The 25,036-nt window shown below is 70.9% G+C and carries 24 protein-coding genes; 20 read left to right on the forward strand and 4 right to left on the reverse strand.

Annotated features, from left to right (window positions below; all coding sequences use genetic code 11):
* The first annotated feature begins 174 nt into the window (after positions 1–174).
* From iolC to ACZ6TB_RS10310, 18 genes are all read left to right on the forward strand, one after another.
* Positions 175–1,128, forward strand: a complete 954-nt coding sequence (gene iolC / locus ACZ6TB_RS10225; RefSeq protein ID WP_465552756.1) for a 5-dehydro-2-deoxygluconokinase — start codon at positions 175–177, stop codon at positions 1,126–1,128.
* Complete coding sequence (locus ACZ6TB_RS10230; RefSeq protein WP_465552758.1) at positions 1,121–1,990, forward strand: Cgl0159 family (beta/alpha)8-fold protein; 870 nt, start codon at positions 1,121–1,123, stop codon at positions 1,988–1,990. Before iolC ends, ACZ6TB_RS10230 begins: the two co-directional genes overlap by 8 nt.
* Complete coding sequence (gene iolB, locus ACZ6TB_RS10235) at positions 1,987–2,886, forward strand: 5-deoxy-glucuronate isomerase (protein WP_465552760.1); 900 nt, start codon at positions 1,987–1,989, stop codon at positions 2,884–2,886. The genes ACZ6TB_RS10230 and iolB overlap by 4 nt, the downstream gene beginning before the upstream one ends.
* Positions 2,883–4,778: a 3D-(3,5/4)-trihydroxycyclohexane-1,2-dione acylhydrolase (decyclizing) gene (iolD, locus tag ACZ6TB_RS10240; protein WP_465552762.1), complete on the forward strand. Its 1,896-nt coding sequence runs from the start codon at positions 2,883–2,885 to the stop codon at positions 4,776–4,778. Before iolB ends, iolD begins: the two co-directional genes overlap by 4 nt.
* A 13-nt stretch (positions 4,779–4,791) precedes the next feature.
* On the forward strand, positions 4,792–6,288 hold the full coding sequence (locus ACZ6TB_RS10245; RefSeq protein WP_465552764.1) for a CoA-acylating methylmalonate-semialdehyde dehydrogenase: 1,497 nt from the start codon (positions 4,792–4,794) through the stop codon (positions 6,286–6,288).
* 53 nt (positions 6,289–6,341) lie between these two features.
* Entirely contained in the window at positions 6,342–7,277 is a 936-nt protein-coding gene (locus ACZ6TB_RS10250; protein WP_465552766.1) for a TIM barrel protein, read from the forward strand.
* Complete coding sequence (locus ACZ6TB_RS10255) at positions 7,274–8,269, forward strand: sugar ABC transporter substrate-binding protein (protein WP_465552768.1); 996 nt, start codon at positions 7,274–7,276, stop codon at positions 8,267–8,269. The genes ACZ6TB_RS10250 and ACZ6TB_RS10255 overlap by 4 nt, the downstream gene beginning before the upstream one ends.
* A 13-nt stretch (positions 8,270–8,282) precedes the next feature.
* Positions 8,283–9,332, forward strand: coding sequence for an ABC transporter permease (locus ACZ6TB_RS10260; RefSeq protein WP_465552770.1), 1,050 nt, complete (start codon positions 8,283–8,285; stop codon positions 9,330–9,332).
* Positions 9,333–9,334: 2 nt separating this feature from the next.
* Positions 9,335–10,153 (forward strand): ATP-binding cassette domain-containing protein, encoded by an 819-nt coding sequence (locus ACZ6TB_RS10265; RefSeq protein ID WP_465552772.1) that lies wholly within the window; start codon positions 9,335–9,337, stop codon positions 10,151–10,153.
* Complete coding sequence (locus ACZ6TB_RS10270; protein ID WP_465552774.1) at positions 10,153–11,166, forward strand: Gfo/Idh/MocA family protein; 1,014 nt, start codon at positions 10,153–10,155, stop codon at positions 11,164–11,166. The genes ACZ6TB_RS10265 and ACZ6TB_RS10270 overlap by 1 nt, the downstream gene beginning before the upstream one ends.
* Before the next feature lie 20 nt (positions 11,167–11,186).
* Positions 11,187–12,023, forward strand: a complete 837-nt coding sequence (locus tag ACZ6TB_RS10275) for a sugar phosphate isomerase/epimerase family protein (protein WP_465553644.1) — start codon at positions 11,187–11,189, stop codon at positions 12,021–12,023.
* A gap of 19 nt (positions 12,024–12,042) precedes the next feature.
* Positions 12,043–13,281: a D-arabinono-1,4-lactone oxidase gene (locus tag ACZ6TB_RS10280; protein ID WP_465552776.1), complete on the forward strand. Its 1,239-nt coding sequence runs from the start codon at positions 12,043–12,045 to the stop codon at positions 13,279–13,281.
* Between the two features lie 126 nt (positions 13,282–13,407).
* Positions 13,408–14,313, forward strand: a complete 906-nt coding sequence (locus ACZ6TB_RS10285) for a TolB family protein (RefSeq protein WP_465552778.1) — start codon at positions 13,408–13,410, stop codon at positions 14,311–14,313.
* A 76-nt stretch (positions 14,314–14,389) separates the two neighbouring features.
* Positions 14,390–14,815 carry an OsmC family protein gene (locus ACZ6TB_RS10290; RefSeq protein ID WP_465552779.1) on the forward strand — a complete coding sequence of 142 codons (426 nt, stop codon included), beginning with the start codon at positions 14,390–14,392 and terminating at the stop codon, positions 14,813–14,815.
* Positions 14,816–14,958: 143 nt separating this feature from the next.
* A complete protein-coding gene (locus ACZ6TB_RS10295; protein WP_465552781.1) occupies positions 14,959–16,101 on the forward strand; it encodes a hypothetical protein in 1,143 nt (380 codons plus the stop codon).
* 114 nt (positions 16,102–16,215) lie between these two features.
* Complete coding sequence (gene ftsH / locus ACZ6TB_RS10300; protein ID WP_465552783.1) at positions 16,216–18,288, forward strand: ATP-dependent zinc metalloprotease FtsH; 2,073 nt, start codon at positions 16,216–16,218, stop codon at positions 18,286–18,288.
* Positions 18,289–18,402: 114 nt separating this feature from the next.
* Positions 18,403–19,392, forward strand: coding sequence for a glycoside hydrolase family 16 protein (locus ACZ6TB_RS10305; RefSeq protein WP_465552785.1), 990 nt, complete (start codon positions 18,403–18,405; stop codon positions 19,390–19,392).
* Positions 19,393–19,451: 59 nt separating this feature from the next.
* Positions 19,452–20,249: a hypothetical protein gene (locus tag ACZ6TB_RS10310; RefSeq protein WP_465552787.1), complete on the forward strand. Its 798-nt coding sequence runs from the start codon at positions 19,452–19,454 to the stop codon at positions 20,247–20,249.
* 96 nt (positions 20,250–20,345) lie between these two features.
* On the opposite strand, the gene ACZ6TB_RS10315 is transcribed toward ACZ6TB_RS10310, so the two are convergent.
* Both ACZ6TB_RS10315 and ACZ6TB_RS10320 read right to left on the reverse strand, forming a co-directional pair.
* Positions 20,346–21,062: an SDR family NAD(P)-dependent oxidoreductase gene (locus tag ACZ6TB_RS10315; RefSeq protein WP_465552789.1), complete on the reverse strand. Its 717-nt coding sequence runs from the start codon at positions 21,060–21,062 to the stop codon at positions 20,346–20,348.
* Between the two features lie 2 nt (positions 21,063–21,064).
* A complete protein-coding gene (locus tag ACZ6TB_RS10320; protein ID WP_465552791.1) occupies positions 21,065–21,775 on the reverse strand; it encodes a VOC family protein in 711 nt (236 codons plus the stop codon).
* Positions 21,776–21,838: 63 nt separating this feature from the next.
* On the opposite strand from ACZ6TB_RS10320, the gene ACZ6TB_RS10325 reads away from it, so the two are divergent.
* Together ACZ6TB_RS10325 and ACZ6TB_RS10330 are read left to right on the forward strand one after the other, a co-directional pair.
* Complete coding sequence (locus tag ACZ6TB_RS10325) at positions 21,839–22,141, forward strand: PadR family transcriptional regulator (RefSeq protein WP_465552793.1); 303 nt, start codon at positions 21,839–21,841, stop codon at positions 22,139–22,141.
* On the forward strand, positions 22,138–22,893 hold the full coding sequence (locus ACZ6TB_RS10330; protein WP_465552795.1) for a hypothetical protein: 756 nt from the start codon (positions 22,138–22,140) through the stop codon (positions 22,891–22,893). The genes ACZ6TB_RS10325 and ACZ6TB_RS10330 overlap by 4 nt, the downstream gene beginning before the upstream one ends.
* On the opposite strand, the gene ACZ6TB_RS10335 is transcribed toward ACZ6TB_RS10330, so the two are convergent.
* Together ACZ6TB_RS10335 and ACZ6TB_RS10340 are read right to left on the reverse strand one after the other, a co-directional pair.
* On the reverse strand, positions 22,856–23,653 hold the full coding sequence (locus ACZ6TB_RS10335) for a TIM barrel protein (RefSeq protein WP_465552797.1): 798 nt from the start codon (positions 23,651–23,653) through the stop codon (positions 22,856–22,858). The genes ACZ6TB_RS10330 and ACZ6TB_RS10335 overlap by 38 nt on opposite strands.
* A complete protein-coding gene (locus tag ACZ6TB_RS10340) occupies positions 23,650–24,981 on the reverse strand; it encodes a Gfo/Idh/MocA family oxidoreductase (protein WP_465552799.1) in 1,332 nt (443 codons plus the stop codon). Before ACZ6TB_RS10340 ends, ACZ6TB_RS10335 begins: the two co-directional genes overlap by 4 nt.
* Between the last annotated feature and the right edge of the window lie 55 nt (positions 24,982–25,036).

Consider the following 25,036-nt stretch of genomic DNA (forward strand, 5'->3'; position numbering starts at 1 on the left):
AGTATTGACGTACGAGCCCTCACGTTATTACATCGAGGGCAGCAAACATAGGGTCGCCGGTCGATTACCGAAGGCAGACAACGCTTCTTCACCGCGCCGTAACGAGCACGGCATCCGGCACGCACGGCGTGTCCCCTTTCTTTTTCTTGTGCGTGCAATCGACGAGGGAGACGCATGCCTGCCGACGAGGTACTGACGATGGGACGCATAGGCGTCGACCTGTACCCACAGCAGATCGGCGTCTCGCTGCGCGAAGTGCGCACCTTCGCCAAGTTCCTGGGCGGCAGCGCCTCCAACGTGGCGGTTGCCGCGGCCCGCTACGGCCGCCGGGTCGCCGTCATCACCCGCACCGGCGACGACCCGTTCGGCGAGTTCCTGCACGACGCGCTGCGCGGGTTCAACGTGGACGACCGGTTCGTGACCCCGGTGGCCGGCCTGCCGACCCCGGTCACGTTCTGCGAGATCTTCCCGCCGGACGACTTCCCGCTGTACTTCTACCGCTTCCCGAAGGCGCCCGACCTCGAGATCCGCGAGTCCGAGCTGGATCTCGACGCGATCCGGTCGGCCGGCATCTTCTGGATCACCGGGACCGGCCTGTCCCAGGAACCGAGCCGCACCGCCACGCTCGCCGCGCTGAAGGCCCGGGCCAAGTCCGGCATCACCGTCTTCGACCTCGACTACCGCCCGATGTTCTGGGAGTCCCGCGAGGAGGCCGGCCGCTGGTACGCCGAGGCCCTGCCGTACGCCACCGTCGCGGTCGGCAACCTCGACGAGGCGGAGACGGCGGTCGGCGTCCGGGATCCCTTCGAGGCGGCGCAGAGACTGCACGCGGCCGGGGTCGAGCTCGCCGTCATCAAACAGGGGCCGGCCGGCGTGCTGGCGTCAGACATGAAACACCAGGCCGAGGTGCCGCCCGTCCCGGTGCAGGTGGTCAACGGGCTCGGCGCCGGCGACGCGTTCGGCGGCGCGCTCTGCCACGGCCTGCTCTCGGGCTGGGATCTCGAGGCGACGATGCGCTTCGCCAACGCCGCCGGAGCCATCGTCGCCTCGCGTCTGGCCTGTTCGGACGCGATGCCGACGGAGCCCGAGGTGCGCGAGCTGATCGCCGAGGGGGCCGGCCGTGCCTGACTTCGCCGACCTGCTGGAGGCGCGCACCCGGCGCCCGGACGCGATCGCGACCGCCGCGGCGGCCCGCCGCCGGCCGGAGAGCCTGCTCGGCTCGCACGGCAAACTCATGATCATCGCGGCCGACCACCCGGCCCGTGGCGCGCTACGGGCCGGCAAGGACCCGCTGGCCATGGCCAACCGGGCCGACCTGCTCGAGCGGATCCGCACGGCGCTGGCCCGGCCCGGCGTCAACGGCGTGCTCGGCACCCCCGACATCCTGGAAGACCTGCTGCTGCTCGGGGCGCTCGACGACAAGGTCGTGATCGGCTCGATGAACCGGGGCGGGCTGGCCGGCACCACGTTCGAGATGGACGACCGCTTCACCGCGTACGACGCGGGCAGCATCGCGCTCGCCGGCTACGAGGGCGGCAAGATGCTGCTGCGCATCGACCCCGACGACGCCGGCACCGTGGCCACCCTGCAGGCCTGCGGCAACGCGGTGACCGACCTGGCCGCACACCGGCGGATGGCGATGGTCGAGCCGTTCATCTCGCACCGGGTCGACGGCCGGGTGCGCAACGACCTCACCGGCGAGGCGATGATCCGGGCGATGACCGTGGCCGCCGGCCTCGGCACGACGTCGGCCTACACCTGGCTGAAGGTGCCGATCGTGCCCGACATGGACCGGGTCATGGCCGCGACCACGCTGCCCGCGCTCATCCTCGGCGGCGAGGTGACCGACGACGCCGACGGCGCCTACGACGGCTGGGCCCGGGCGCTGCGGCTGCCGACCGTGCAGGGCCTGGTCATCGGCCGGTCGCTGCTCTACCCGGCGAACGGGAGCGTGGCCGACGCCGTCGACCGGGCGGTGGGTTTGCTATGAGAAACCAGATGGCCCGGGTCAACCCGCTCATGCGCCGGGGCAGCACCGCGGACAGGCCGTTCGACGCGGTGGTGACGCCGGAGAACGCCGGCTGGCGGTACAGCGGCCTGCGCGTGCTCGACCTGCCGATCGGCGCCCGCGCCCGGTTCGTCACCGGCGAGGACGAGATGCTGGTGCTGCCGCTGTCCGGGGGCTGCGACGTGACCTGCGACGACGAGCGGGTCACGCTCACCGGGCGGCGCTCGGTCTTCTCCCGGGTGACCGATTTCGCGTACGTGCCGAGGGACTCCACGGTCACCGTGCGGGCCCCGAACGGCGGCCGTTTCGCGCTGCCCGCCGCCCGCGCCGACCGCCGGCTCCCGTTCCGCTACGGCCCGGCCGAGGACGTCCCGGTCGAGCAGCGCGGCGCCGGCCAGGCGAGCCGGCAGGTCAACAACTTCTGCACCCCGGAGAGCTTCGAGGCCGACCGCCTGATCGCCTGCGAGGTGCTGACGCCGGGCGGCAACTGGTCGTCGTACCCGCCGCACAAGCACGACGAGGCGGGCGACGGCGAGTCCAGCCTCGAGGAGATCTACTACTTCGAGGTGGCGCCCTCCCCGGCCGGCGGGCCGGGCAGCGGCTTCCAGCGCGTGTACGGGCACGCCGACCGGCCGATCGACGTCTGCGCCGAGGTCCGCACCGGGGACATCGTGCTCATCCCGTACGGCTGGCACGGCCCGTCGATGGCCGCCCCCGGCTACGACCTCTACTACCTCAACGTGATGGCCGGGCCGGGCGCGCGCGAGTGGATCGTGCGCGACGACCCGGCGCACGGCTGGGTGCGCGCCTCCTGGACCGGGATGCCGGTCGACGATCGGCTCCCGCTGACCACCTGCAAGGAAAGGACGCGTCCGTGAGACTCACCGTGGGGCAGGCCGTCGTGCGGTTCCTGGCCAACCAGTGGACCGAGCGGGACGGGGTGCGGCAGCGCGCGATCGCCGGCTGCTTCGGCATCTTCGGCCACGGCAACGTCGCCGGCCTCGGGCAGGCCCTGTTGCAGGCGCAGCGCACCGGCGAGGCCGACCTGCCGTACCACCTCGCCCGCAACGAGCAGGGGATGGTGCACGCGGCGGCGGGCTTCGCGCGGATGCGCAACCGGCTGTCCACGATGGCCTGTACGGCGTCGATCGGCCCCGGCTCGACCAACATGCTCACCGGCGCGGCCCTCGCCACCGTCAACCGGCTGCCCGTGCTGCTGTTCCCGTCGGACGTCTTCGCCACCCGGGTCGCGGCGCCGGTTCTCCAGGAGCTCGAGGACCCGGGCTCGTACGACGTGAGCGTCAACGACGCCTTCCGCCCGCTGTCCCGCTTCTTCGACCGGGTGTGGCGGCCGGAGCAACTGCCGGCCGCGCTGCTCGGCGCGATGCGGGTGCTGACCGACCCGGTGGAGACCGGCGCGGTGACCGTCTGCCTGCCGCAGGACGTGCAGGCCGAGGCGTACGACTTCCCGGACGCCCTGTTCGAGGAGCGGGTGTGGCACATCGCCCGGCCGCTCGCCGAACCGGCCTTCGTCGAGCGCGCGGCCGAGGCGATCCGCAACGCGTCGCAGCCCCTGCTGATCGCCGGTGGCGGCGTCATCTACGCCGAGGCGTCGGCCGAGCTCGACCAGTTCGCGCGGGAGACCGGCATCCCGGTCGCCGACACGCAGGCCGGGAAGGGCGCGCTGTCCTGGGACCACCCGAACTCGGTGGGCGGCGTGGGCTCGACCGGCACCCCGGTCGCGAACCGGCTGGCCCGCGACGCGGACGTGGTGATCGGGGTGGGCACCCGCTACAGCGACTTCACCACGGCGTCGCGCACGGCGTTCCGGAACCCGGACGTGAAGTTCGTGAACATCAACGTGGCCGCCTTCGACGCGGTCAAGCAGTCGGCGTTCCCGATCGTCGCCGACGCGCGGGCCGGGCTCTCCGGGCTGCTGTCGGCGCTGGGCGGCAAGCGGTTCCCGACCGACTACCGGGCCGATGTGGCGTCCTGGCAGGAGACGGTCGACCGCACGTACCGCGGCCAGGAGGCCTTCAGTCCGGTCACGGGTGGTGGCGGGGTGGTTGGAGGGGGTCCTCTGCCCGCCCAGGCCGAGGTGATCGGCGCGGTGAACGAGGCGGCCGGCGCGCGCGACGTGGTGGTGCAGGCGGCCGGCAGCATGCCCGGCGACCTGCAGCTGCTGTGGCGCGCGCGCGACCCGAAGCAGTACCACGTGGAGTACGGCTACTCCTGCATGGGCTTCGAGATCGCCGGGGCGCTCGGCATCAAGATGGCCGACCCGTCGCGCGAGGTCTACGCGCTGGTCGGCGACGGCTCGTACCTGATGATGGCGCAGGAGATCGTCACCGCCGTCTCCGAGGGCATCAAGCTCATCGTGGTGCTGGTGCAGAACCAGGGCTTCGCCTCGATCGGCGCGCTGTCCGAGTCGCTCGGCTCGCAGCGGTTCGGCACCAGCTACCGGTTCCGCGGCGCCGGCGACGACTACGACGGCGGGTACCTGCCGGTCGATCTGGCCGCCAACGCGGAGAGCCTGGGCGCCTCGGTGATCCGCTGCCGGACCATCGCCGACCTGCGGGACGGGCTGAAGCGGGCCCGGGAGGCCGACCGGCTGACCGTCGTGCACATCGACACCGACCCCCTCTCTCCGGTGCCGTCCTCCGAGTCGTGGTGGGACGTGCCCGTACCGGAAATCTCCGAATTGTCATCCACGCGCGAGGCCCGCGAGCGCTACGACGCGGCCAAGCGCGACCAACGGCAGTACCTCTGAGGACGGAACTGAAATGGCAACCATCGAGCACTGGATCGGCGGCGAGTTCACCGCCGGCGACTCCGGCCGGCGAGGACAGGTCTTCAACCCGGCGACCGGCGAGCAGCAGCACGAGGTCGTGCTCGGCTCGGCCGCGGACATCGACGCCGCGGTCGCGGTCGCGGCGCGCGCCTTCGAGGAGTGGAGCCAGGCGTCGCTCAGCAAGCGCACGAAGGTTCTGTTCAACTTCCGCGAGCTGGTCAACGCCCGGGTCAAGGACATCGCCGAGCTCATCTCGGACGAGCACGGCAAGGTGCTCTCGGACGCGGCCGGCGAGGTGCAGCGCGGACTCGAGGTGATCGAGTTCGCCTGCGGCATCCCGACGCTGCTCCAGGGCTCGTACTCGGACCAGGCCTCCACCGGCGTCGACGTCTTCAGCTTCCGCGAGCCGCTGGGCGTCTGCGCCGGCATCACCCCGTTCAACTTCCCGGCCATGGTGCCGATGTGGATGCACCCGGTCGCCATCGCCTGCGGCAACGCGTTCCTGCTCAAGCCGAGCGAGCGCGACCCGTCGGCGTCCAACTACGTGGCCCAGCTGTGGCGCGAGGCGGGGCTGCCGGACGGCGTCTTCAACGTGGTGCACGGCGACAAGGAGGTGGTCGACGCGATCCTCGAGCACCCCGGCATCGCGGCCGTCTCGTTCGTCGGCTCGACGCCGATCGCCCGCTACATCCACGACCGGGCGAGCGCCACCGGCAAGCGGGTGCAGGCGCTGGGCGGGGCCAAGAACCACGCGATCGTGCTGCCCGACGCCGACCTCGACTTCGCGGCCCAGCACCTGACCGCGGCGGCGTTCGGCTCGGCGGGGGAGCGGTGCATGGCGATCTCGGCCGCGGTCGCGGTCGGCGCCGCCGGCGACGCCCTGATGGATCTGGTGTCGCGCAAGGCCGGCGAGGTGGTGGTCGGCCCCGGCCGCGACCCGCGCAGCGAGATGGGCCCGGTCGTCACGGCCGCCGCCAAACAACGCATCGAGGACCTGATCGGCACCGGCGAGCGGCAGGGCGCCAAGCTGCTGGTCGACGGCCGCGGCGTGCGGGTGCCGGGGCACGAGAACGGGTTCTTCGTCGGCCCGACCGTCATCGACCAGGTGCAGCCCACGATGGACGTCTACACCGAGGAGATCTTCGGCCCGGTGCTGTCGGTGGTGCGCGCCGACGACGTCGACTCCGCCATCGAGCTCATCAACAGCAACCCGTACGGCAACGGCACCGCGATCTTCACCTCCAGCGGCGAGGCCGCGCGCCGGTTCCAGCGCGGCGTCAAGGTCGGGATGATCGGCATCAACGTGCCGATCCCGGTGCCGATGGCCTACTACTCCTTCGGCGGCTGGAAGGACTCCCTGTTCGGGGACAAGCACATCCACGGGCCCGAGGGGGTCTCGTTCTACACCCGCGGCAAGGTCGTGACCTCGCGGTGGCCGCACGTCTCGCACGCGTCCGGTGCTTCGTTGCACTTCCCTACGGCGAGCTGAGCCCGTCCGACCACCCCGGCCACCACCCCGTGACTCGACTGAAGGCGGTTTGAATGGAGATCCGTCACCTGCAACTCGGCAGCTGCCCCGACTCCTGGGGCGTGTGGTTCGCCGACGATCCACGCCAGACGCCGTGGGACCGGTTCCTCGACGAGATGGCCGCGGCCGGTTACCGCTGGCTCGAGCTCGGCCCGTACGGCTATCTGCCGACCGACCCGGCGCAGCTGCGCGACGAGATCGCCAAGCGGGGTCTCTCCGTGGCCGGCGGCACGGTGGCCGGCGTCGGCGGCCCGCACAAGAACTTCGACGCGGTGGTCGCGGAGAGCCGCAAGGTGGCCGAGCTGACCGCCGCCCTCGGCTCCGAGAACGTGGTCTTCGTCCCGGTGCCCGGCTACCGCGACGACAACACCAACGCCTACCTCGAGCCGGCCCAGCTCGACGACGACGCCTGGCGCGCCCTGGTCCGCAACTCCAACACCCTCGGAAAGATCCTGTTCGAGGAGTACGGGGTCCACATGCGCTTCCACCCGCACGCGGACTACCAGGTCGAGACCCAGGAGCAGGTCGAGCGCTTCCTGGCCGACACCGACCCGAGTTTCGTCTCGCTCTGCCTGGACACCGGCCACCTCGCCTACCGGCGCGCCGACGTGCCCGGCCTGATCCGCAAGTACCCGGCGCGCGTCGGCTACGTCCACATCAAGCAGATGGACCCGGCCATCGCGACCCGGGCGGTCGAGGAGGACCTGGCCTTCGGCAAGGCGGTGGCGCAGGGCGCCAGCGTCGAGCCGCCGGCCGGCGAGCCCAAGATCCCGGCGGTCATGGAGGCCCTCGGCGAACTGGACGCCGACATCTTCGTCGTCGTCGAGCAGGACATGTACCCGGTCGAGTTCGACGTGCCACTCCCCATCGCCACGCGCACCCGCACCTATCTCAACTCGGTCGGCCTGCACTCCCGGCCCGCCGTCCTACCCCCAGGAGATAACCGATGATCAGTCCTAGCCGCACCCTCAAGGTCGCCGCCGCCCTGTCGGTCGTCGCCCTCGCCGCCACCGCCTGCTCGGGCGGCGGGCGCGAGAAGACCACCGACAGCAACTCGGGCGGTGGTGGCAACGCCGCCGGCAGCTCCGGCTACACGATCGCGATGATCACGCACGAGACACCCGGCGACACGTTCTGGGACAAGATCAAGAACGGCGCCCAGCAGGCGGCCAAGGACACCGGGGTCACGCTCAAGTACTCCAACGACCCGGACGCCACCAAGCAGGCGGGCCTCATCCAGAGCGCGGTCGACTCCAAGGTCAGCGGCATCGCCTCGACGCTGGTCACCCCGGACGCCCTGGCCGGCTCGATCAAGGCGGCCACCGACGCCGGCATCCCGGTCGTCGGCTTCAACTCCGGCATCGACCAGTACCAGAAACTCGGCGCGCTGATGTACTTCGGCTCCGACGAGACCCTGGCCGGCACCGCCGCCGGCAAGCGGATCGGCGAGGAGGGCGCCAAGCACCCGCTCTGCGTCATCCAGGCCCAGGGATCGGTCGCGCTCGAGGCCCGCTGCGCCGGCGTCAAGAGCTCCGTGCCCGGCACCGAGAACATCCAGGTCAACGGCGCCGACGACGCGTCCGTGGTGACCACGCTGCAGGCCAAGCTGGCCCAGGACAAGTCGATCGACTACATCGTGACGCTCGGCGCCCCGATCGCCATCGACGCGCTCAAGGCCATGGACCAGGCCAGCAGCAAGGCGAAGCTGATCACCTTCGACCTCAACCAGGAGGCGGCCCAGGACATCAAGGACAGCAAGATCGAGTTCTCGATCGACCAGCAGCCGTACGTCCAGGGCTACATGGCCGTCACGTCGCTCTACCTGTACCTGAAGAACGGCAACGACATCGGCGGCGGCAAGGCCGTGCTGACCGGCCCGTCCTTCGTGGACAAGAACAACATCGACAAGATCATTCCGTTCACCAAGAACAACACCCGATAGGCGGGGTGAGGTCATGACCACCACTGTCGATGCGCCGGCGCCGCCGTCCAATCGCGTACGCCTGAGCCTGTCCAACCGTATCCTGGCGCGTCCCGAGATCGGCGCCCTGGTCGCCGCCATCATCATCTTCTTCTTCTTCATCGCCTTCGCGCCGTCGTTCCGCTCGGCCGAGTCGTTCTTCACCGTGCTCTACACGTCATCGGTGATCGGCATCGTCGCGGTCGGCGTCGGCCTGCTGATGATCGGCGGCGAGTTCGACCTGTCGGCCGGCGTCATCGTCTACACCGCCGGCCTGGCCAACTCCATGTTCTGCTGGTACTTCGGCGTCAACATGTGGGTCGGCGCGATTCTCTCGCTCGCGTTCTGCCTGCTGATCGGCTTCCTCAACGGGTTCCTGGTGATGAAGACCGGCATTCCCAGCTTCCTCATCACGCTCGGCACGTTCTTCGTGCTCCAGGGCGCCAACCTCGGCGTCACCAAGCTCGTCACCGGCACCGTCTCCACCCCGGACGTCAGCCAGATCGCCGGGTTCAACTCGCTCGCGAAGATCTTCTCGTCCAACTTCAAGATCGGCTCAGTGACGGTCTGGGGCTCGGTGATCTGGTGGATCATCTTCGTCGCGCTCGCGGCGTGGACGCTCCAGCGCACCCGGACCGGTAACTGGATCTTCGCGGTCGGCGGCAACCCGGACAGCGCCCGTGCGGTCGGCGTTCCCGTCGTGCGTACGAAGATCGGGCTGTTCATGACGGTCTCGTTCCTCGGCTGGTTCGTGGGCATGCACCAGCTCTACCGGTTCAACACGCTCCAGTCCGGCAGCGGCGTCGGCAACGAGTTCCTCTACATCATCGCCGCGGTGGTGGGCGGCACGCTGCTCACCGGCGGTTACGGCAACGCGATCGGCGTCGCCATCGGCGCGTTCATCTTCGGTATGACCAGCCTCGGCATCGTCTACGCCGGCTGGGACCCCAACTGGTTCAAGGCCTTCCTCGGCGTGATGCTCCTGCTCGCCGTCCTGGTGAACCTGTACGTGAAGCGCATGTCCACCATGCGAAGGGCGGAGTAGCCATGACCGACACCCTGGCCGAGCACGCCGACAGCCATCTGCACAAGGGCGACCTGCTGATCGAGATGGAGGACGTCGGCAAGTCGTACGGCGCCATCCGTGCCCTGCGCGGCATCAGCCTGCGGGTCAACGCCGGCGAGGTGACGTGCGTGCTCGGCGACAACGGCGCCGGCAAGTCCACGCTCATCAAGATCATGTCGGGCCTGCATCCGCACAACGAGGGCAGCCTTCGCGTGGACGGCAAGGAGGTCACCTTCTCGTCGCCACGCGAGGCCCTCGGGCACGGCATCGCCACGGTCTACCAGGACCTGGCCGTCGTCGGGCTGATGGAGGTCTGGCGCAACTTCTTCCTCGGCAGCGAGCTCACCGCGGGCAGCTACCCGCTGGCCGGCCTCAAGATCAAGCAGATGCGCGAGATCGCCGACCAGGAACTGCGCAAGATGGGCATCGTCGTCAAGGACATCAACCAGCCGATCGGCACGCTCTCCGGCGGGCAGCGGCAGTGTGTGGCGATCGCCCGGGCCGTCTACTTCGGCGCTCGGGTGCTGATCCTCGACGAGCCGACGGCCGCGCTCGGCGTCAAGCAGTCGGGCGTGGTGCTCAAGTACGTGGCCGCGGCCCGGGACGCCGGACTCGGCGTCGTCTTCATCACCCACAACCCGCACCACGCGTACATGGTGGGTGATCACTTCGTGATTTTGAAGCTCGGCCGGACCGCCCTGGACAAGACCCGCAAGGAGGTCGGCCTGGACGAGCTGACCCAGCAGATGGCCGGCGGGGACGAACTGGCCGAGCTCTCGCACGAGTTGGGACGCAAGTGATGCTGAAGGTCGGAGTCATCGGGACCGGCATGATCGGCCAGGACCACATCCGGCGGCTGACCACGGTGCTCAACGGGGTGACGGTCACGGCCGTCGCCGACGTCGACACCGCGGTCGCCGCCGACGTGGGCGGCCGGATCGGCGCCGCCGTCCATGCCACGGGCGAGGAGGTGGTCGCCGACCCGAACGTGGACGCGGTGCTGGTCTGCTCGTGGGGGCCCACGCACGAGCAGTACGTGCTGGCCGCGATCGCGGCGGGCAAGCCGGTCTTCTGCGAGAAGCCGCTCGCGACCACGCAGGAGGCGTGCCTGCGGATCCTCGACGCGGAGGTGGCCCACGGCACCCGGCTGGTGCAGGTCGGTTACATGCGGCGCTTCGATTTCGCGTACCGGCAGCTCAAGATGGTCCTCGATGCCGGCGAGGTGGGCCGGCCGCTGATGATGCACTGCGCCCACCGCAACGCGAGCGTGCCGCCCTTCTACCAGGGCGAGATGGCGATCACCGACACCGCGGTGCACGAGATCGACATGGTCCGCTGGATGCTCGGCACCGAGATCGCGGCGGTGCGGGTGCTCGTCCCGCGCCGCAGCAGTCACGGCGGCGAGCTCCAGGACCCGCTCTTCCTCATCTTCGAGATGGCGAACGGGGTCCTGGTCGACGTCGAGACGTCGGTGAACGTCCGCTACGGCTACGACATCCGCGGCGAGATCGTGGGGGAGGACGGCACGGCGTCGCTCGGTTCGCTGTCACCCGTCACGGTGCGCCGGGAGGGAAAGGCATCCGCGCCGGTTCCGGCCGATTGGCGGGAGCGCTTCCTTCAGGCGTACGACGTGGAGTTCCAGGAGTGGGTTCACCAGTTGGCCGGTGGCGGGCAGCCACTGGGGCCGAGCGCGTGGGACGGCTATGCCGCGGCGGTGGTCTCGGATGCGGGCGTCGCCGCACTCCGTACCGGAAACCGGGTTGAAGTCTCGCTCGTCGACCAGCCGAAGCTGTACGCGGAGGCCGCGCCGTGAAGATCGCCCTTGATCCCTACATGCTGCGGAAGGTTCCGCTGCTTTCCCTTCCGCGGGTCGTCGCGGACCTTGGGTACGAATATATTGAAATGTCGCCCAGAGACGACTTCCTACCGTTTTTCCTTCACCCCCGGATCGACAACGCCGGCGTGGCCGCCTTTCGGAGAGAGCTGGCCGCCGCAGATGTCAATGTTGCGTCCGTTCTGCCGCTGTACCGCTGGTCGGGGCCGGACGAGGACGCGCGGCAGGCGGCCGTCCGGTACTGGAAGCGGGCCATCGAGATCACCGTCGATCTCGGCGTGGACGTGATGAACTCCGAGTTCAACGGGCGCCCCGATCGGCCGGACGAGAGCGAGGCACAGTTCTGGCGCTCGCTCGAGGAGCTGCTGCCGATCTTCGAGCGAGAGGGCGTACGGCTGGTGCTCGAACCGCATCCCGACGATTTCATCGAGGATGGGATCGCCGGGGTGAACATGGTCCGCGGCATCAACTCGGACCGGGTGTCGTTCCTCTACTGCGCGCCGCACACGTTCCATCAGGGCGGCGACCTGGCTTCCGTCATGAAACATGCCGGGCCGTTGCTGACACAGGTGCACATCGCCGACTCGTTCGACCACCGTGGGTCGTCCGGGCTGCGGTACATCGTCAACCCGCCGGGCTCGACCGCCCGGATCCATCAGCACCTGGACATCGGGCAGGGCGAGGTCGACTGGGACCTGTTCTTCTCGACGCTCACCGAGGTGGGTTTCGACGGGATCGCGACGGTGTGCGTCTTCGCCTGGGAGGAACGCGCCGAGGACAGCGCCCGGTACAACCTTTCCCAGGTCAACCAGTACCTTTCCAAGACCGTGGGTTGATCAACTGTAGGCTGGGGCGATGAGCGAGCGCGTGACGAACTGGGCCGGCAACATCGTTTTCGGCGCGCGGGAGCTGCATCGCCCCGCCTCGGTCGACGAGGTGCGCTCGCTGGTCGCCGCCGGTGGGCCGCTGCGGGTGCTGGGCAGCGGGCACTCGTTCAACCGGATGGCCGATACGTCGGGTGACCTGGTCTCGCTCGCGGGGCTGCCGCGTCTCGTCGAGGTCTCCGAGGACCGTCGTTCCGTGCGGGTGGACGGCGGCATCAAGTACGGGGAACTGGCCGTCCGGCTCGAGGCGTTGGGGCTGGCGCTGCACAATACGGCGTCTTTGCCGCATATTTCGGTAGCCGGGGCGGTTGCTACCGCTACGCACGGTTCGGGGGTGCGGAACGCCAACCTCGCCACCGCCGTCTCGGGCATCGAGTTCATCGATGGCCGGGGGGAGCTGGTGGTTCTCGACCGCTCGCACCCGGATCTTGCCGGGGCCGTGGTCGGACTGGGCGCTCTGGGCGTGGTCACGGCTCTGACCCTCGACGTCGTGCCTTCGTTCTCGCTGCGTCAGTACGTTTACGACTCGGTGCCGCGGGACTCGATTTCTGCGCATTTGCCAGAAATGATGGCAGATGGTTACAGTGTCAGCCTATTTACGGACTGGTCCGGTTTGGACGCCAATATGGCGTGGCTGAAGCGGGCCGAGCCGATGTCGGGGCCATGGTTCGGAGCCCAGCCGGCCGATGGGCCGCGGCACCCGGTGCCCGGCATGCCCGCCCAGAACAGCACCGACCAGTCCGGCGAGCTCGGGCCGTGGCACACGCGGCTGCCGCACTTCCGGATGGAGTTCACCCCGTCGGCCGGGGCCGAGCTGCAGTCGGAGTGGCATGTGGCCGTTGCCGACGGGCTGGCCGCCATCGACGCCGTCGCCTCGATCCGCTCGCGCGTGGCCGAGGTGCTCCAGGTCTGCGAGATCCGCGCGATCGCCGCCGACGACCTGTGGCTGAGCCCGAACTACGAACGGGACAGCATCGCGCTGCACTTCACCTGGATCGCCGACACCGAGGCCGTGGAGCCGGTGGTGGCCGAGATCGAGTCGGTGCTGGCGCCGCTGCACGCCCGCCCGCACTGGGGCAAGGTCTTCACGGCGCGCGGCGAGGCGGTGCGCGCGGAGTGGCCGCGGTTCGGCGATTTCGCTGCGCTGGTGGAGCGCTACGACCCGAACGGCGTGTTCCGGAACGAGTGGCTCTCGTCCGTCCTCGGCTGAGCTTCCGGCCGTTCCCGCCGGTGTCGCCCTTCCGACGGGCGGGTCCGCCGACTCGGGGCTGCGAGGCGATTCCCCTTCTTGGGACCATCGCCTGCAACAGTCATCGAGCGGCGAAAGGACCGTTTCATGTATCGGTACCAAGCCCTACTCGCCACGGGGGCGATCGTGACACTGCTGGCCGGCGCGGCGACGCCGGCGACCGCGGCCGCGCCGGCTTCTCCGGGCGGCCGGATTCTCTCCGTGCATGCCGGCGACGGCAACAGCCCCGGTGAGCTGCGCAGCGCGCGGCCGGACGGCACCGGAATGACCGACCTGGGGCACCAGATCTATCCGCTCTCGTCCCCGGACTACTCACCGGACGGCACCCTGATCGTCTACACGGGCCAATATTTCAGCATCAGAACCATGAAGGCGGACGGCACGGACGACCAGCGGATCGTCGACGCGGGGTGCGGGCCCTCGCGTGCGCGCTGGTCGCCGGACGGCCGCTGGTTCACGTTCGAGTCCTGCGGGGACATCTGGAAGGTCAGCTCCCAGGGGTATGCCGGCGGCTACTTCAATCTGAGCAACAACGGCGAGAACGGCAACCCGGACTGGGGACCGCTCGGCCGGCGGGTGGCGGCGGTGGACAACACCGCCGTCCGGATCTACCGCGCCGACGGGTCCGGGTGGCGGGTGCTGACCGACCTGCCCCGGGCGTTCGACCTCGCCTGGAACCCGCGCTCCAGCACCATCGCGGTCATGGCCATGGGTGACCTGTGGTTCGTGGACGCGGTTACCGGCGCGAAACGACAGCTGACCAACACGCCCGACGTGGTCGAATCGGACCCGGTCTGGTCGCCGGACGGCCGGTGGCTGGCGTACAGCAGCGGCGCGCCGCTGCCGCCCCCGCCACCCGACGAGCAGCCTCCGCCGGAAACGCCGACGCCGGTGGTGAAGGACCCGCAGATCTGGTTGATGACCGCCGCGGGCACCCAGCGCCACTCGACCGGGGTGCCCGGCATCCCGACCAGCTGGCGGGCGGCCGACTAGACGGTGCGCGGCCCGTCGCTTGTTCGCGGCGGGCCGCGCACCACCGTCGCGGATCTTTTTGGATAGGTTCGCCGGTATGACGGATGATCCCCGGCGCTCGGTGACCCTGCGGCGCACGAGCCTTGGCCGGTACGAGGTGAGCAACGTCCGCGGCGGCACGATAACCGTGGGCACGGGGGAGGGCGCCGACTTCAGCCCGGTGGAGTTGCTGCTCGCGGCGCTCGGGGGCTGCACGGGCGCCGACGTCGACTACATCACCAGCAAGCGCGCGGAGCCGGAGAGCTTCGTCGTCGAGGTCACCGGCGAGAAGGTGCGGGACGACGCCGGCGGCAACCGGCTGGTCAACCTGGCCATCTCGCTGAGCGTGACGTTTCCCGGCGGCGCCGAGGGCGACGCGGCCCGCGAGATGCTGCCGCGCGCGGCCCGGATGTCGCACGACCGGCTCTGCACCGTCTCGCGGACGGTCGAGCTGGGTACCCCGATCGACACGCACATCGCCTGACCTGGGCGTATTAAGTCTTACTTAAGTGCTGATCCGTCCATGGGAGCGCTCCCGTATTGCCAGCCGAACGCGAAAACGGCCCCTCTCGGGAAGCGCAGGTCCCAATGTACTCCAGGTCACGCTTCACAAAATCCCGCACGAACGTGCGCCGCTGGCAGATCGGCGCGGTTGCCGGGGTCGCGGTCGCCATCGTGGGCGTCGGGCTCGGCGTCGCCTCCGCCGACGAGGCGGTGCCGACCGTCAACTGCCCGCAGGTCAAGGTCAACGTGGCGGTGCCGGCGCAGGCGCAGGCCGAGGTGCAGAGCAACCTCCAGCTGCTGAACACCCAGATCAACGAGGCCAACAACCGGCTGAAGACCTCCGTCGGGCAGGGTGGCCCCAACTTCATCCAGAACGCGATCCTCGGGCCGCTGGCCGACAAGCGGTTCGCGACGATCAACCGGATGGAGACCGCGATCGGCCGCAATGCCGCCAAGCCCGACCTGAACGCCGAGGGCCTCAAGGCCTGCACGCTGAACCAGGGCGGCGGCGCCTCGGCCCAGCAGCCGACGGACGTGGCCGGCGGCGCAGCGGGCGCGGCCGGGGGTCAGGCCGGCAACGGCGACGGGAACGCGGCCGCGGGCGTGCCGACCGTCAACTGCCCGCAGGTCAACGTCAACGTCGCCGTTCCGCAGGAGGCGCAGGCTGAGGTCGTACGCAATCTGGAGCTCTTGAACACGCAGATCGATGAGGCCAACAAGCGCCTGGTCAGCACCGTCGGCCAGGGTGGGGCCAACTTCATCCGGAACGCGATCCTCGGGCCGCTGGCGGACAAGCGCTTCTCGACCATCAACCGGATCGAGACCGCGATCGGCCGCCGCGCGCCGAAGCCCGACCTGAACGCCGAAGGCCTCAAGACCTGCTCGCTCAACGCGAACGGCGCCGCGTCGGCCAAGAACGGAACCAGCGTGACCGTACGCGCGGCCGGCACCAACGCCGCCGGCACCGGTCCCGCCCCGACCGTCAACTGCCCGGCCGTCACCGTGAACGTGGCGATCCCGGCCCAGGCCCAGGCCGAGGTGCAGCGCAACCTGGACCTGCTCGACACCCAGATCGCCGAGGCCAACAAGCGGCTGGCCAGCACCGTCGGCCAGGGTGGCCCCAACTTCATCCAGAACGCGATCCTCGGGCCGCTGGCCGGCAAGCGGTTCTCCGCCATCAACCGGATCGAGACCGCGATCGGCCGCAACGCCGCCAAGCCCAACCTCAACGCGGAGGGTCTCCAGACCTGCTCGCTCAACGGGTGACGGCCTGATGCGACTCCGGGCGTCCCTGCGGTGGCGGGGGCGCCCGGAGTTCAATTTCGTCGCGCGTATCACGAGAGCGCTTTTGTGTCACACGCAGGCGGTACCTTTGCGCTCATGCCCGCCGATGCACCCAAGCCACCCGCTCCACCGCAGCGCCCGCATCCATGGCGGGTCGAGGGAGCGCCGCCCGGGCACGGCCCGGGCAACGAACCGCCGAAGCAGCGCCCGGCATGGCTGCGCTTCGGCTGGATGCTGATCCTTCTCCTGGCGATCAACTGGATCATTTCCTCGGTGCTGCTGGCGCCGCCCGCGCGGACGAACGTGTCGTACACGTTCTTCCTGACGCAGGTGTCGGCGACCAACGTCAAGGAGATCACCTCGACCGCCGACAAGATCGAGGGCCAGTTCACCAGGGAAGTGCCTTACACGGCGTCCGGTGAGACGAAGTCCGAGCAGGTCGAGCGGTTCACCACGCAGCGGCCGTCGTTCGCCGACGACGACCTGTTCGCCAAGCTCCAGGCGGCCGGCGTCCCGGTGAACGCGAACCCGCCGGACGCGCCCGCCCCGATCTGGCAGCAGATCCTGGTCGGCTTCGGCCCGACGATCCTGCTCGTCGGCCTGTTCTTCTGGATCAGCCGGCGGGCCGCGGCCGGGCTCGGCGGCGCCGGCGGCGCGCTGGGCGGATTCGGCCGTTCCCGGGCCAAGCTCTACCAGCCCGAGGCCGGGCCACGCACGACGTTCGCCGACGTGGCCGGCATCGAGGAGGTCGAGCAGGAGGTCACCGAGATCGTCGACTTCCTGCGCGAGCCCGAGAAATACCGCAAGCTCGGCGCCCAGATCCCGCACGGCGTGCTGCTGTCCGGCCCGCCCGGCACCGGCAAGACGCTGCTGGCCCGCGCGGTGGCCGGCGAGGCGCAGGTGCCGTTCTTCTCGATCTCGGCGTCCGAGTTCATCGAGGCGATCGTCGGCGTCGGCGCGAGCCGGGTCCGCGACCTGTTCGACCAGGCCAAAAAGGTCGCGCCGTCGATCATCTTCATCGACGAGCTCGACGCGATCGGCCGGTCCCGCGGCGGCTCGCAGTCGCTGGGCGGCAACGACGAGCGCGAGCAGACGCTCAACCAGATCCTCACCGAGATGGACGGCTTCACCGGCAGCGAGGGCGTGGTCGTGCTGGCCGCGACCAACCGCGCCGAGATCCTCGACGCGGCGCTGCTGCGGCCCGGCCGCTTCGACCGCCGGGTCACGGTGAGCCCGCCCGACCTCAAGGGCCGCCGGGCGATCCTGGCCGTGCACTCCCGCGGCGTGCCGGTCGCGGCCGGCGTCGACCTCGACGCGCTGGCCTCGGCCACCCCGGGCATGGTCGGCGCCGACCTGAAAAACCTGGTCAACGAGGCGGCGCTGCTGGCCGCCCGGCGCGGGCACGACCAGGTGCAGATGGCCGACTTCACCGACTCGCTCGAGAAGATCATGCTGGGCACGGTCCGGGGCATCATGCTGACCACGGAGGAGAAGGAGCGCACGGCGTTCCACGAGTCCGGTCACGCCCTGCTCGGGATGCTCACCCCGGGCGCCGACCCGGTCCGCAAGATCTCGATCATCCCGCGCGGGCAGGCGCTCGGCGTCACGTTCCAGAGCCCGGCCACCGACCGCTACGGCTACTCGGCCAAGTACCTGCGCGGCCGCATCATCGGCGCGCTGGGTGGCCGCGCCGCCGAGGAGGTCGTGTACGGCGACATGACCACCGGCGCCGAGAGCGATCTCGACCAGGTCAGCAACATCGCCCGGCAGATGGTCGGCCGGTGGGGCATGTCCGACGCGATCGGCCCGGTCACGGTGCTGCCGCCGCCCGGGCAGGAGTCGCCGCTCGGCCTCGACGGCGTGGCGCCGGCGACCAAGGAGCTGATCGACGCCGAGGTCCGCAAGATCGTCGACGAGTGCTACGCCGACGCCCTGCGGCTGCTGCGCGACCACCGGGGCCAGCTCAACTCGCTGGCCCACCGCCTGCTCGAGACCGAGACGCTGGACGAGGACGACGCCTACGCGGCCGCCGGCATCGACCGCAACACGGCCCCGGGCGCGGTGGCTCGCGGCGAGGCCCCCGGCACCTCCCCGATGCCGGGCATCCCGGCCGTCCCGGCTTTCCCCGACACGGCAACCCCCGACACCTCGGCGGCCGCCTCTGCGTGATTGCCGAGCGTGTGAACTGATGAAGGCCCTGCGGTCCGGGTGGACCGCAGGGCCTTTTTCCTGAGCCGTTCCGCCGGTCGCGCACCCCGCTGACCTGCGGGAATACTGCTGAGTGTGGTTGATCTTCGTAGGGCGGTCGTGGTCGGCGTCGGAACTCTCCTGATCGGTGCGGCTGCTGCCTGCGGAACCTCGGCGCCGGCGGCGTCGCCGAATGTGTCCGCTTCGCCGGGGGCGGGTGGCGCGACCGGAGCGGGTAGCGCGACCGGAGCAGGTGGCGCGACCGGAGCAGGTGGCGCGACCGGAACGGGTGGCGCGGCGAGCGACGGCGGCGCGGCGGGGGACGGCGGCGCCGGCGGAGTGGGCAGTGCGGCCGCGCCCCTCCGGCAGCTGGGCAAAGCGCTCTCCGCAACCCCGGCGCCGACGGGCACCGCCAAGGCGGCCAATCCGGCCGGGTGGGGTGACCCGATCCTGGTGGAGAACTTCGACGGGCCGCTCTCCGGGGACTGGGGGCGCTACGACACCGTCGACGGGACGCCGCCTCGCAGTGGGGACGCGGTCTCGGTGAGTGGCGGCATGCTGCACCTCACCGGCGGGGTGAACTCGCGGGTCGGCAAGGACGTCGGTGGCGGGGTCATGTATGTGAAGGACCTCAAGTACGGGCGGTGGGAGGTTCGGTTCCGGGTTCAGGCCGGCGCCGGGTATTCGGCCGTTGTGCTCATGTGGCCCAAGGAGAACGCCGACTGGCCGGCCGCCGGGGAGATCGACCTGGCCGAGATCACGAACCCGGGGCGGTCCTCGTTCGGGAGCTTTCTGCACCACGGCGCGGACAACCACATGGTCGGCACCGACACCAAGGCGGACTTCACCCGGTTCCACACCATCGCCGTGGACTGGCTGCCCACGCGGGTGACCTATTACCTGGACGGGAAGAAGATCTACAACGTGACGCCGGGGCAGATCGAGACGGGGCTGCCCACCGAGTCGGTCATGCACCTGGCGCTCCAGCTCGACCAGGGATGCGACGACTTCATCCCGTGCCGGAACGCGCAGACCCCGGACAAGGTCGTCATGGACGTCGACTGGGTCAAGATCTACGGCGACTGACCGGATCTGAGTACGGATACCCTGGGCCGGGAAGCGCGGGCCGGACGAGAGTGACGCCCATGAGCATGCTGCGGTGGTGGGCGGTGGTGGTCGGCGGCGGCGCGGTGGCGCTGCTGATCGCCTGGTTGGGGCGGCTGGCCGGCGTACCGGCGGAAACTCTTTTTGCCGTGGGCGGTGGCATCGCCGCTCTGATGTGGACGGTCGTGCTCGTCACGCTGCCCTGGAACTTGCATTTCGAGGCCCGGCAGGTGTTGCGCCGTAACGCGATCGGGCGCGAGCGCGGCATCGCCATCCCGCCCGACCGCGATCGCGAGGCGCGGCAGATCGCCCGCCGGACGCTGTGGATCGCGGTCGGCGGCCATCTCGTGACGGCGGCGGTGACCGCGGTCTTCGCCGTCGCCGCCGGGAGCCTGATCGGCTATTACGTCGCCGGGTTCTTCCTGCTGACCACGGCGGTCCGGCCGGCGGCCGCGTTCCTGATGCACCTGCGGGCGCGGCTGTTCGTGCTCGGGCGGGAGGCCGGTTTCCCGCCCGACGACGTGGCCACCCTGAAGGGCACGGTCGTCACCCTGGTGACCGGCCTCGACGCCCTGAAGGCCGCGGAATCGTTGCGCGGCAAGGCATTCGCCGGCGACCTGACGCATCTGCGCGACCGGGTCGACGTCGATCTCACGCGGCTCGAGAACGCCCAGGCGGCCGACCGCGCCGAGTGCCGGGCCCGCCACGAGCGGACGCGCGACCGCATCGACCAGATGGCCCGGCGCATCGAGGCGACGCTGGACGGCATCGGCGACCACCAGGAGTTGCTGACCGGGATCCGGGCGCTGGTCCGGATGATCCGCACCGAGCCCGCCTGACGGGGTCCCGCCTGGCCGCGGTCCGCTCAGATGGCCGCGCTCAGGTGGCCGCGCTCAGGTGGCCGCGCTCAGGTGGCCGCGCTCGGGCGGCCCCGCTCAGGCGGCCTCGCGAGGCGGGTAGACGGCTTCGGCCGGGCGGGTGGTGTGGTGCATGGACCAGAGCAGCTCGGCCAGGTCGGCCGGCGGCACGCTGGGAATGCCGGGCACGGGGGCGCCGGCCGCCCGGGCCGCCTCCATCCGGGCGTGGAACGGCGTGTTCTCGATGGCGGCGCCGATGTAGAGGCCGCCGACGTAGACGCCCTGGTCGCCCACGGCCGCGTGCAACGCCTGGAAGAGGTTCCGCTGGGCGGCCAGGGTGACGCCGCCGGCGATGGCCGGGTTGCCGTGCAGCGCGCTGGCGCCCTGGGCGCTCAGGATCGCGCCCTCCCCGCGGGCGATCATGGCGGGCAGAAACGCCCGGATCAGCGCCAGCGACGCGTCCACGCCGAGCGTCATGAGGTCGCGCACCAGCTCGGGGGTCAGGTCCAGCACCGGGACGAACCCGTTGGCGGCGGCGCCGTAATACAGCACCCCGGGGTCGCCGATCGTGGCGCGGAGTCGTTCGGCCAGCGCGGGGATGGCCCCGAGGTCGGCGACGTCGGCGACGATCGCGTGCGCCTGCACCCCGGCGCCGGTCAGCTCCCCAACGAGCTGGTCGAGCGGCTCCCGGCGGCGGGCCACGACCGCGACGGCGTAACCCTCGCGCCCGTAGCGGTGGGCGACGGCCTGGCCGAGGCCCGGTCCCGCACCGATGACGGCGATGGACTTGGACATCGTCACTCCCAGCACAGGCAGAACGGCTTGCCGGCCGGGTCCGCGTACACCCGCCAATTGTCGCCGCTCGCGAAGAGCGACGTCGCCCCGAGTTTCAGCACCCCCGCCTCGGCCGCGTCCACGTCCTCGACCGTGACGTCGAGGTGGAACTGCTGCGGGTGCGCGGGATCGGGCCAGCGCGGCGCGCGGTAGTCGGCGATCTGCTGGAACATCACCGGCTGGGCCCCGTCCTCACCGATCATCGCGACACCCTCGCCCTCGTACGTGACCGGCTTGCCGAGCAGCTCGGCATAGAACCTGGCCAGGGCCGCCGCGTCCGGGCAGTCGAGCATCACGCCCATCACCGTGGTCTCCTGCTTTTCCGGGTACCGGCAGAGGTCGAACGGGTGCCCGGCCGGGTCGGCGAGCGTGTGCCAGTTCTCGTTCTCGCGCAGCATCGTGGCGCCGAGCTCGATCGCCCGGGCCGATCCGGCGCTCAGCTCGGGGACCCGAAGATCGAGATGCGCCTGCTGCGGGTACGCCGGATCGGGCCACCGCGGCGGCTGGTGATCCGGGCTGAGCTGCATGGCGACGCGCCACCCGCCCCCGGCGTCCATCGCGATGAAGTCGTCCTCGGCGTACCGCTCCCGCCACCCGCCGAGCGCGGCGTAGAACGAGGCCAGCCCCTTGATGTCCGGTGCGTCGAGCACCACCGCCCGCAATGTGCCGATCATCCGCCCATCCTGCCCTCCGGCTCCGGCTTTTGCATACGTAACTGATGGACATATAGTGGCGGCATGAGGGAGCCGACCTACTTCATCCTGGCGGCGTTGCAGGACGAGCCTCGCCACGGCTACGCGATCATCACGCGGGTGGCCGAGCTGTCCCACGATCGCGTCGCGCTCGCCACCGGCACGCTCTATCAGGCGCTCGAGCGGCTCGCCCGGCAGGACCTGGTCGAGGTGGTCCGCGACGAGGTGGTGAACGGCCGGGCGCGGCGGCATTACGCGCTGACCCCGGCCGGCCGGGACGCCCTGCGGGCGGAGGCGGTGCGCATGGCGGAATCGGCCAAGGTCGTGCTGCGGGCGAGGCCGGCATGAGCCCGTACGCGTTGATGCTCCGCCTGTACCCGTCCGACCAGCCCCGCGACGAGATGCTGGGCGTCCTCGAGGAGGGCGGCCGGCCGTGGTACCGCGAGGCGCCGTCCCTGCTGCTCGGGTCCGTGCGCGCCCGCACCGGCAGCGGCCACCCGGCCCGGCTGCGCTGGCTCTACGCCACCCGGGCCGCGGCGCTGATGCTGCTCGTGGCGGCGGCCACCGTGCCGGTGCTCGATCTGCGGTACAGCCAGCAGCTCAGCACGAACCTGACGATCGCCACCTGGGTCTGCGCCGGTCTCGCCATCGTGGCCGTCGCCTCCGGCGCACGCCTCTGGGCCTTGGTCATGGCCGGGGCGGCCCTCGCGCTGAGCGCGGCCGACCAGATCAGCACTCCCGCGGTGGCGGGGTTCGCCCTGGCCACCGCCCTGCTGGTGATTCCGGGCCGGTCGCTGCCGGTGCGCAACCCGCTGCCGATCCTGCTCGCCCTGGCCTGGGCCGCCGACTACACCCTGCCCGAGACGGCGTGGCTCGCCCTGGTCGCCGCCGTGCTCCTGTGGACGCTGATCGACGAGCGCATCCTGCTGGCCACCGGCCTGGCCCTGCTCGCCGGCGTGATCGTCTCGGCCGGCCAGATCACGCAGGTGAACGACGCCCGGGGCCTTCTCCTCATGGCCGCGTGGCACCTGGGTCTCCCGGCGGCGATGCTCGCGGTCGCCGCTACGCTGACCCACCGCCGGGCGAGCGCTGTTCGGTGAAGGCGTCGCGGAAGCGGGCGAGCGCGACCTCCGATGCGGTGGACGCCCACGCTTCCAGCCCGACCACGCCCTCGTAGCCGATCCGCCGCAGCGCCGCCGCGATCGCCGGGTAGTTGATCTCGCCCGTTCCCGGCTCCTGGCGGCCCGGCACGTCCGCGACCTGGATCTCGCCGATCAGCGGAAGGGCGCGCTCGACCAGCCGGATCAGGTTCCCCTCGCCGATCTGGGCGTGATAGAGGTCCAGGTTCAGGCGCAGATGCGGGCTGGCCACGGCCTCGACCAGCGTGATGGTGTCGGCCGCGCGCGCGAACGGCACGCCCGGGTGGTCGACCGCGGTGTTGAGGTTTTCCAGCGTGAAGACGCGCCCCGCACGCTCGCCGAGAAGAGCGAGCTGAGCGAGGGTCCGGCCGGCGGTCAGCCACATCTCCGGCGTCGTTTCCCATGCCCGTACGCGCGGAAGCCCGTTCTCATCGAGGCCGGTGCCATGGACGTTGAGCCGTGGACAGCCGAGGCGCTCGGCGGCCTTCAGCGAGAGTTCCGCGGTGCGCAACAACTCCGCGGCGCCGCCGGGATCGGCGAGCGTGCCCGTGAGATAGCCGGTCATGGAGGAGAACGTGGCGCCGGTCGCGGCCAGCTCGTCGAGGTCCTTGGTCGCCCAGTCCCAGATCTCCACCTCGAAGCCGAGGTCCGCGATGCGCCGCACCCGCTCGGCGAACGGCAGATCGAGAAACACCATCTCGGCGCAGACCGCGAGCCTCACTTGCCCACCGCCACCGGCCGCCCGCCGCGCACCGACGCGGCGGCCGCGAGCGCGATCTCGAGCGCGGCGCGCGCGTCCTCACCGGTCGGGGCCGTGCGTTCGCCGGCGGCGCCGGTTGCGGCCGCGCGTTCGCCCGCGGCGTCGGTTGCCGCCCGGCGCTCCTCGGCGGCGTCGGTTGCGGCCGGGCGCTCGCCCGCGGTTGCGGCCGGGCGCTCGCCCGCGGTTGCGGCCGGGCGCTCGCCCGCGGTTGCGGCCGGGCGCTCGCCCGCGGTTGCGGCCGTGCGCTCGCCGGTGCGGACGGCCTCGACGAAGGCGGCCAGCTCGGCGGTGTAGGCGTCCGCGAACAGCTCCTGGTCCCCGCGCACGGTCTCGACGATCCGACCGCCGGCGCCGGAGAAGGTCATGCCGGTGCGGCGCCCGTCGCCCATCGTGACCAGCCCGCGTGAGCCGAGGACCTCGCCGCGCACGTCGTAGCCGTAGGCCGCCTCGAAGCACGCCTCGGCAATCCCGATCGCCCCGTTGTCGAACCGGATCGTGACGACGGCCGTGTCGAGCAACCCGCGCTCCCGCCAGTCGGGCTCGACCAGCGCGTCGGCCACGGCATAGACCTCGACCGCAGTGGCCCCCGGATTGAGGAACCGCAGCGTGTCGAAGTCATGGATCAGCGTCTCCAGAAACACCGTGTCGGGTCGCACGGCGGAGGGGTCGAAACCGCCGGGATCCCGCGTCAGCGAACGAAGCAGCCGTGGCGTCCCGATCCCGCCGACGCCCGAAAGCGCGCCGGTGCGGCCGGCCGTGAGGGGCGCGACGCTGGGGTCGGCGGCGGGGGCCGCTCCCGTGCGGTCGGCGGTCAGGGGCACGCTCGTGCGGCCGGCGGCGAGGCGCGCGCCGGGTTCGTCGGTGGCGATGAGGGCTCGGGCGGCGACCCAGTCGGGGGCGAAGCGGCGGTTGAAGCCGACCTGCAACGTGACGCCGGCGGTGCGGGCGGCGTCGATGGCTCGGTCGGCGTCGGGGAGGGTCAGGGCCATCGGCTTCTCGCAGAAGATGGCCTTACCGGCGCGGGCCGCCGCGATGACCAGGTCGGTGTGGAAGCGGGCGGGGGCGGCGATGATCACCGCGTCGACGGCGGGGTCGGCCCAGACGTCGGCGGTGTCGGTGTAGGCGCGGTCGGCGCCCAGCGACTCGGCCAGCGACGCGGCGGCGCCGGGGGCGGGGTCGGCCACCGCCGCCAGATGGGCGTCGGGCAGGCGGCGGCTCACGGTCTCGCCGTGGAAGGAGCCCATGCGGCCCGAGCCGATCAGGGCGATTCCCGTACTGGAACGTTCCATGCCATCGAGGCTGCGGCAGCGCGGACGACCGCGTCAAGGGCCGGACTGGAACGTT

The sequence above is a fragment of the Actinoplanes sp. NPDC051537 genome (assembly GCF_055586105.1).

What these genes read in the sequence shown, in the direction of transcription:
- iolC (WP_465552756.1), top strand. Translation starts at nt 175, where the DNA reads ATGCCTGCCGACGAGGTACTGACGATGGGACGCATAGGCGTCGACCTG.
- iolB (WP_465552760.1), top strand. Translation starts at nt 1,987, where the DNA reads ATGAGAAACCAGATGGCCCGGGTCAACCCGCTCATGCGCCGGGGCAGC.
- ACZ6TB_RS10245 (WP_465552764.1), top strand. Translation starts at nt 4,792, where the DNA reads ATGGCAACCATCGAGCACTGGATCGGCGGCGAGTTCACCGCCGGCGAC.
- ACZ6TB_RS10250 (WP_465552766.1), top strand. Translation starts at nt 6,342, where the DNA reads ATGGAGATCCGTCACCTGCAACTCGGCAGCTGCCCCGACTCCTGGGGC.
- ACZ6TB_RS10255 (WP_465552768.1), top strand. Translation starts at nt 7,274, where the DNA reads ATGATCAGTCCTAGCCGCACCCTCAAGGTCGCCGCCGCCCTGTCGGTC.
- ACZ6TB_RS10260 (WP_465552770.1), top strand. Translation starts at nt 8,283, where the DNA reads ATGACCACCACTGTCGATGCGCCGGCGCCGCCGTCCAATCGCGTACGC.
- ACZ6TB_RS10265 (WP_465552772.1), top strand. Translation starts at nt 9,335, where the DNA reads ATGACCGACACCCTGGCCGAGCACGCCGACAGCCATCTGCACAAGGGC.
- ACZ6TB_RS10270 (WP_465552774.1), top strand. Translation starts at nt 10,153, where the DNA reads ATGCTGAAGGTCGGAGTCATCGGGACCGGCATGATCGGCCAGGACCAC.
- ACZ6TB_RS10275 (WP_465553644.1), top strand. Translation starts at nt 11,187, where the DNA reads ATGCTGCGGAAGGTTCCGCTGCTTTCCCTTCCGCGGGTCGTCGCGGAC.
- ACZ6TB_RS10280 (WP_465552776.1), top strand. Translation starts at nt 12,043, where the DNA reads ATGAGCGAGCGCGTGACGAACTGGGCCGGCAACATCGTTTTCGGCGCG.
- ACZ6TB_RS10285 (WP_465552778.1), top strand. Translation starts at nt 13,408, where the DNA reads ATGTATCGGTACCAAGCCCTACTCGCCACGGGGGCGATCGTGACACTG.
- ACZ6TB_RS10290 (WP_465552779.1), top strand. Translation starts at nt 14,390, where the DNA reads ATGACGGATGATCCCCGGCGCTCGGTGACCCTGCGGCGCACGAGCCTT.
- ftsH (WP_465552783.1), top strand. Translation starts at nt 16,216, where the DNA reads ATGCCCGCCGATGCACCCAAGCCACCCGCTCCACCGCAGCGCCCGCAT.
- ACZ6TB_RS10310 (WP_465552787.1), top strand. Translation starts at nt 19,452, where the DNA reads ATGAGCATGCTGCGGTGGTGGGCGGTGGTGGTCGGCGGCGGCGCGGTG.
- ACZ6TB_RS10315 (WP_465552789.1), bottom strand. Translation starts at nt 21,062, where the DNA reads ATGTCCAAGTCCATCGCCGTCATCGGTGCGGGACCGGGCCTCGGCCAG.
- ACZ6TB_RS10320 (WP_465552791.1), bottom strand. Translation starts at nt 21,775, where the DNA reads ATGATCGGCACATTGCGGGCGGTGGTGCTCGACGCACCGGACATCAAG.
- ACZ6TB_RS10325 (WP_465552793.1), top strand. Translation starts at nt 21,839, where the DNA reads ATGAGGGAGCCGACCTACTTCATCCTGGCGGCGTTGCAGGACGAGCCT.
- ACZ6TB_RS10330 (WP_465552795.1), top strand. Translation starts at nt 22,138, where the DNA reads ATGAGCCCGTACGCGTTGATGCTCCGCCTGTACCCGTCCGACCAGCCC.
- ACZ6TB_RS10340 (WP_465552799.1), bottom strand. Translation starts at nt 24,981, where the DNA reads ATGGAACGTTCCAGTACGGGAATCGCCCTGATCGGCTCGGGCCGCATG.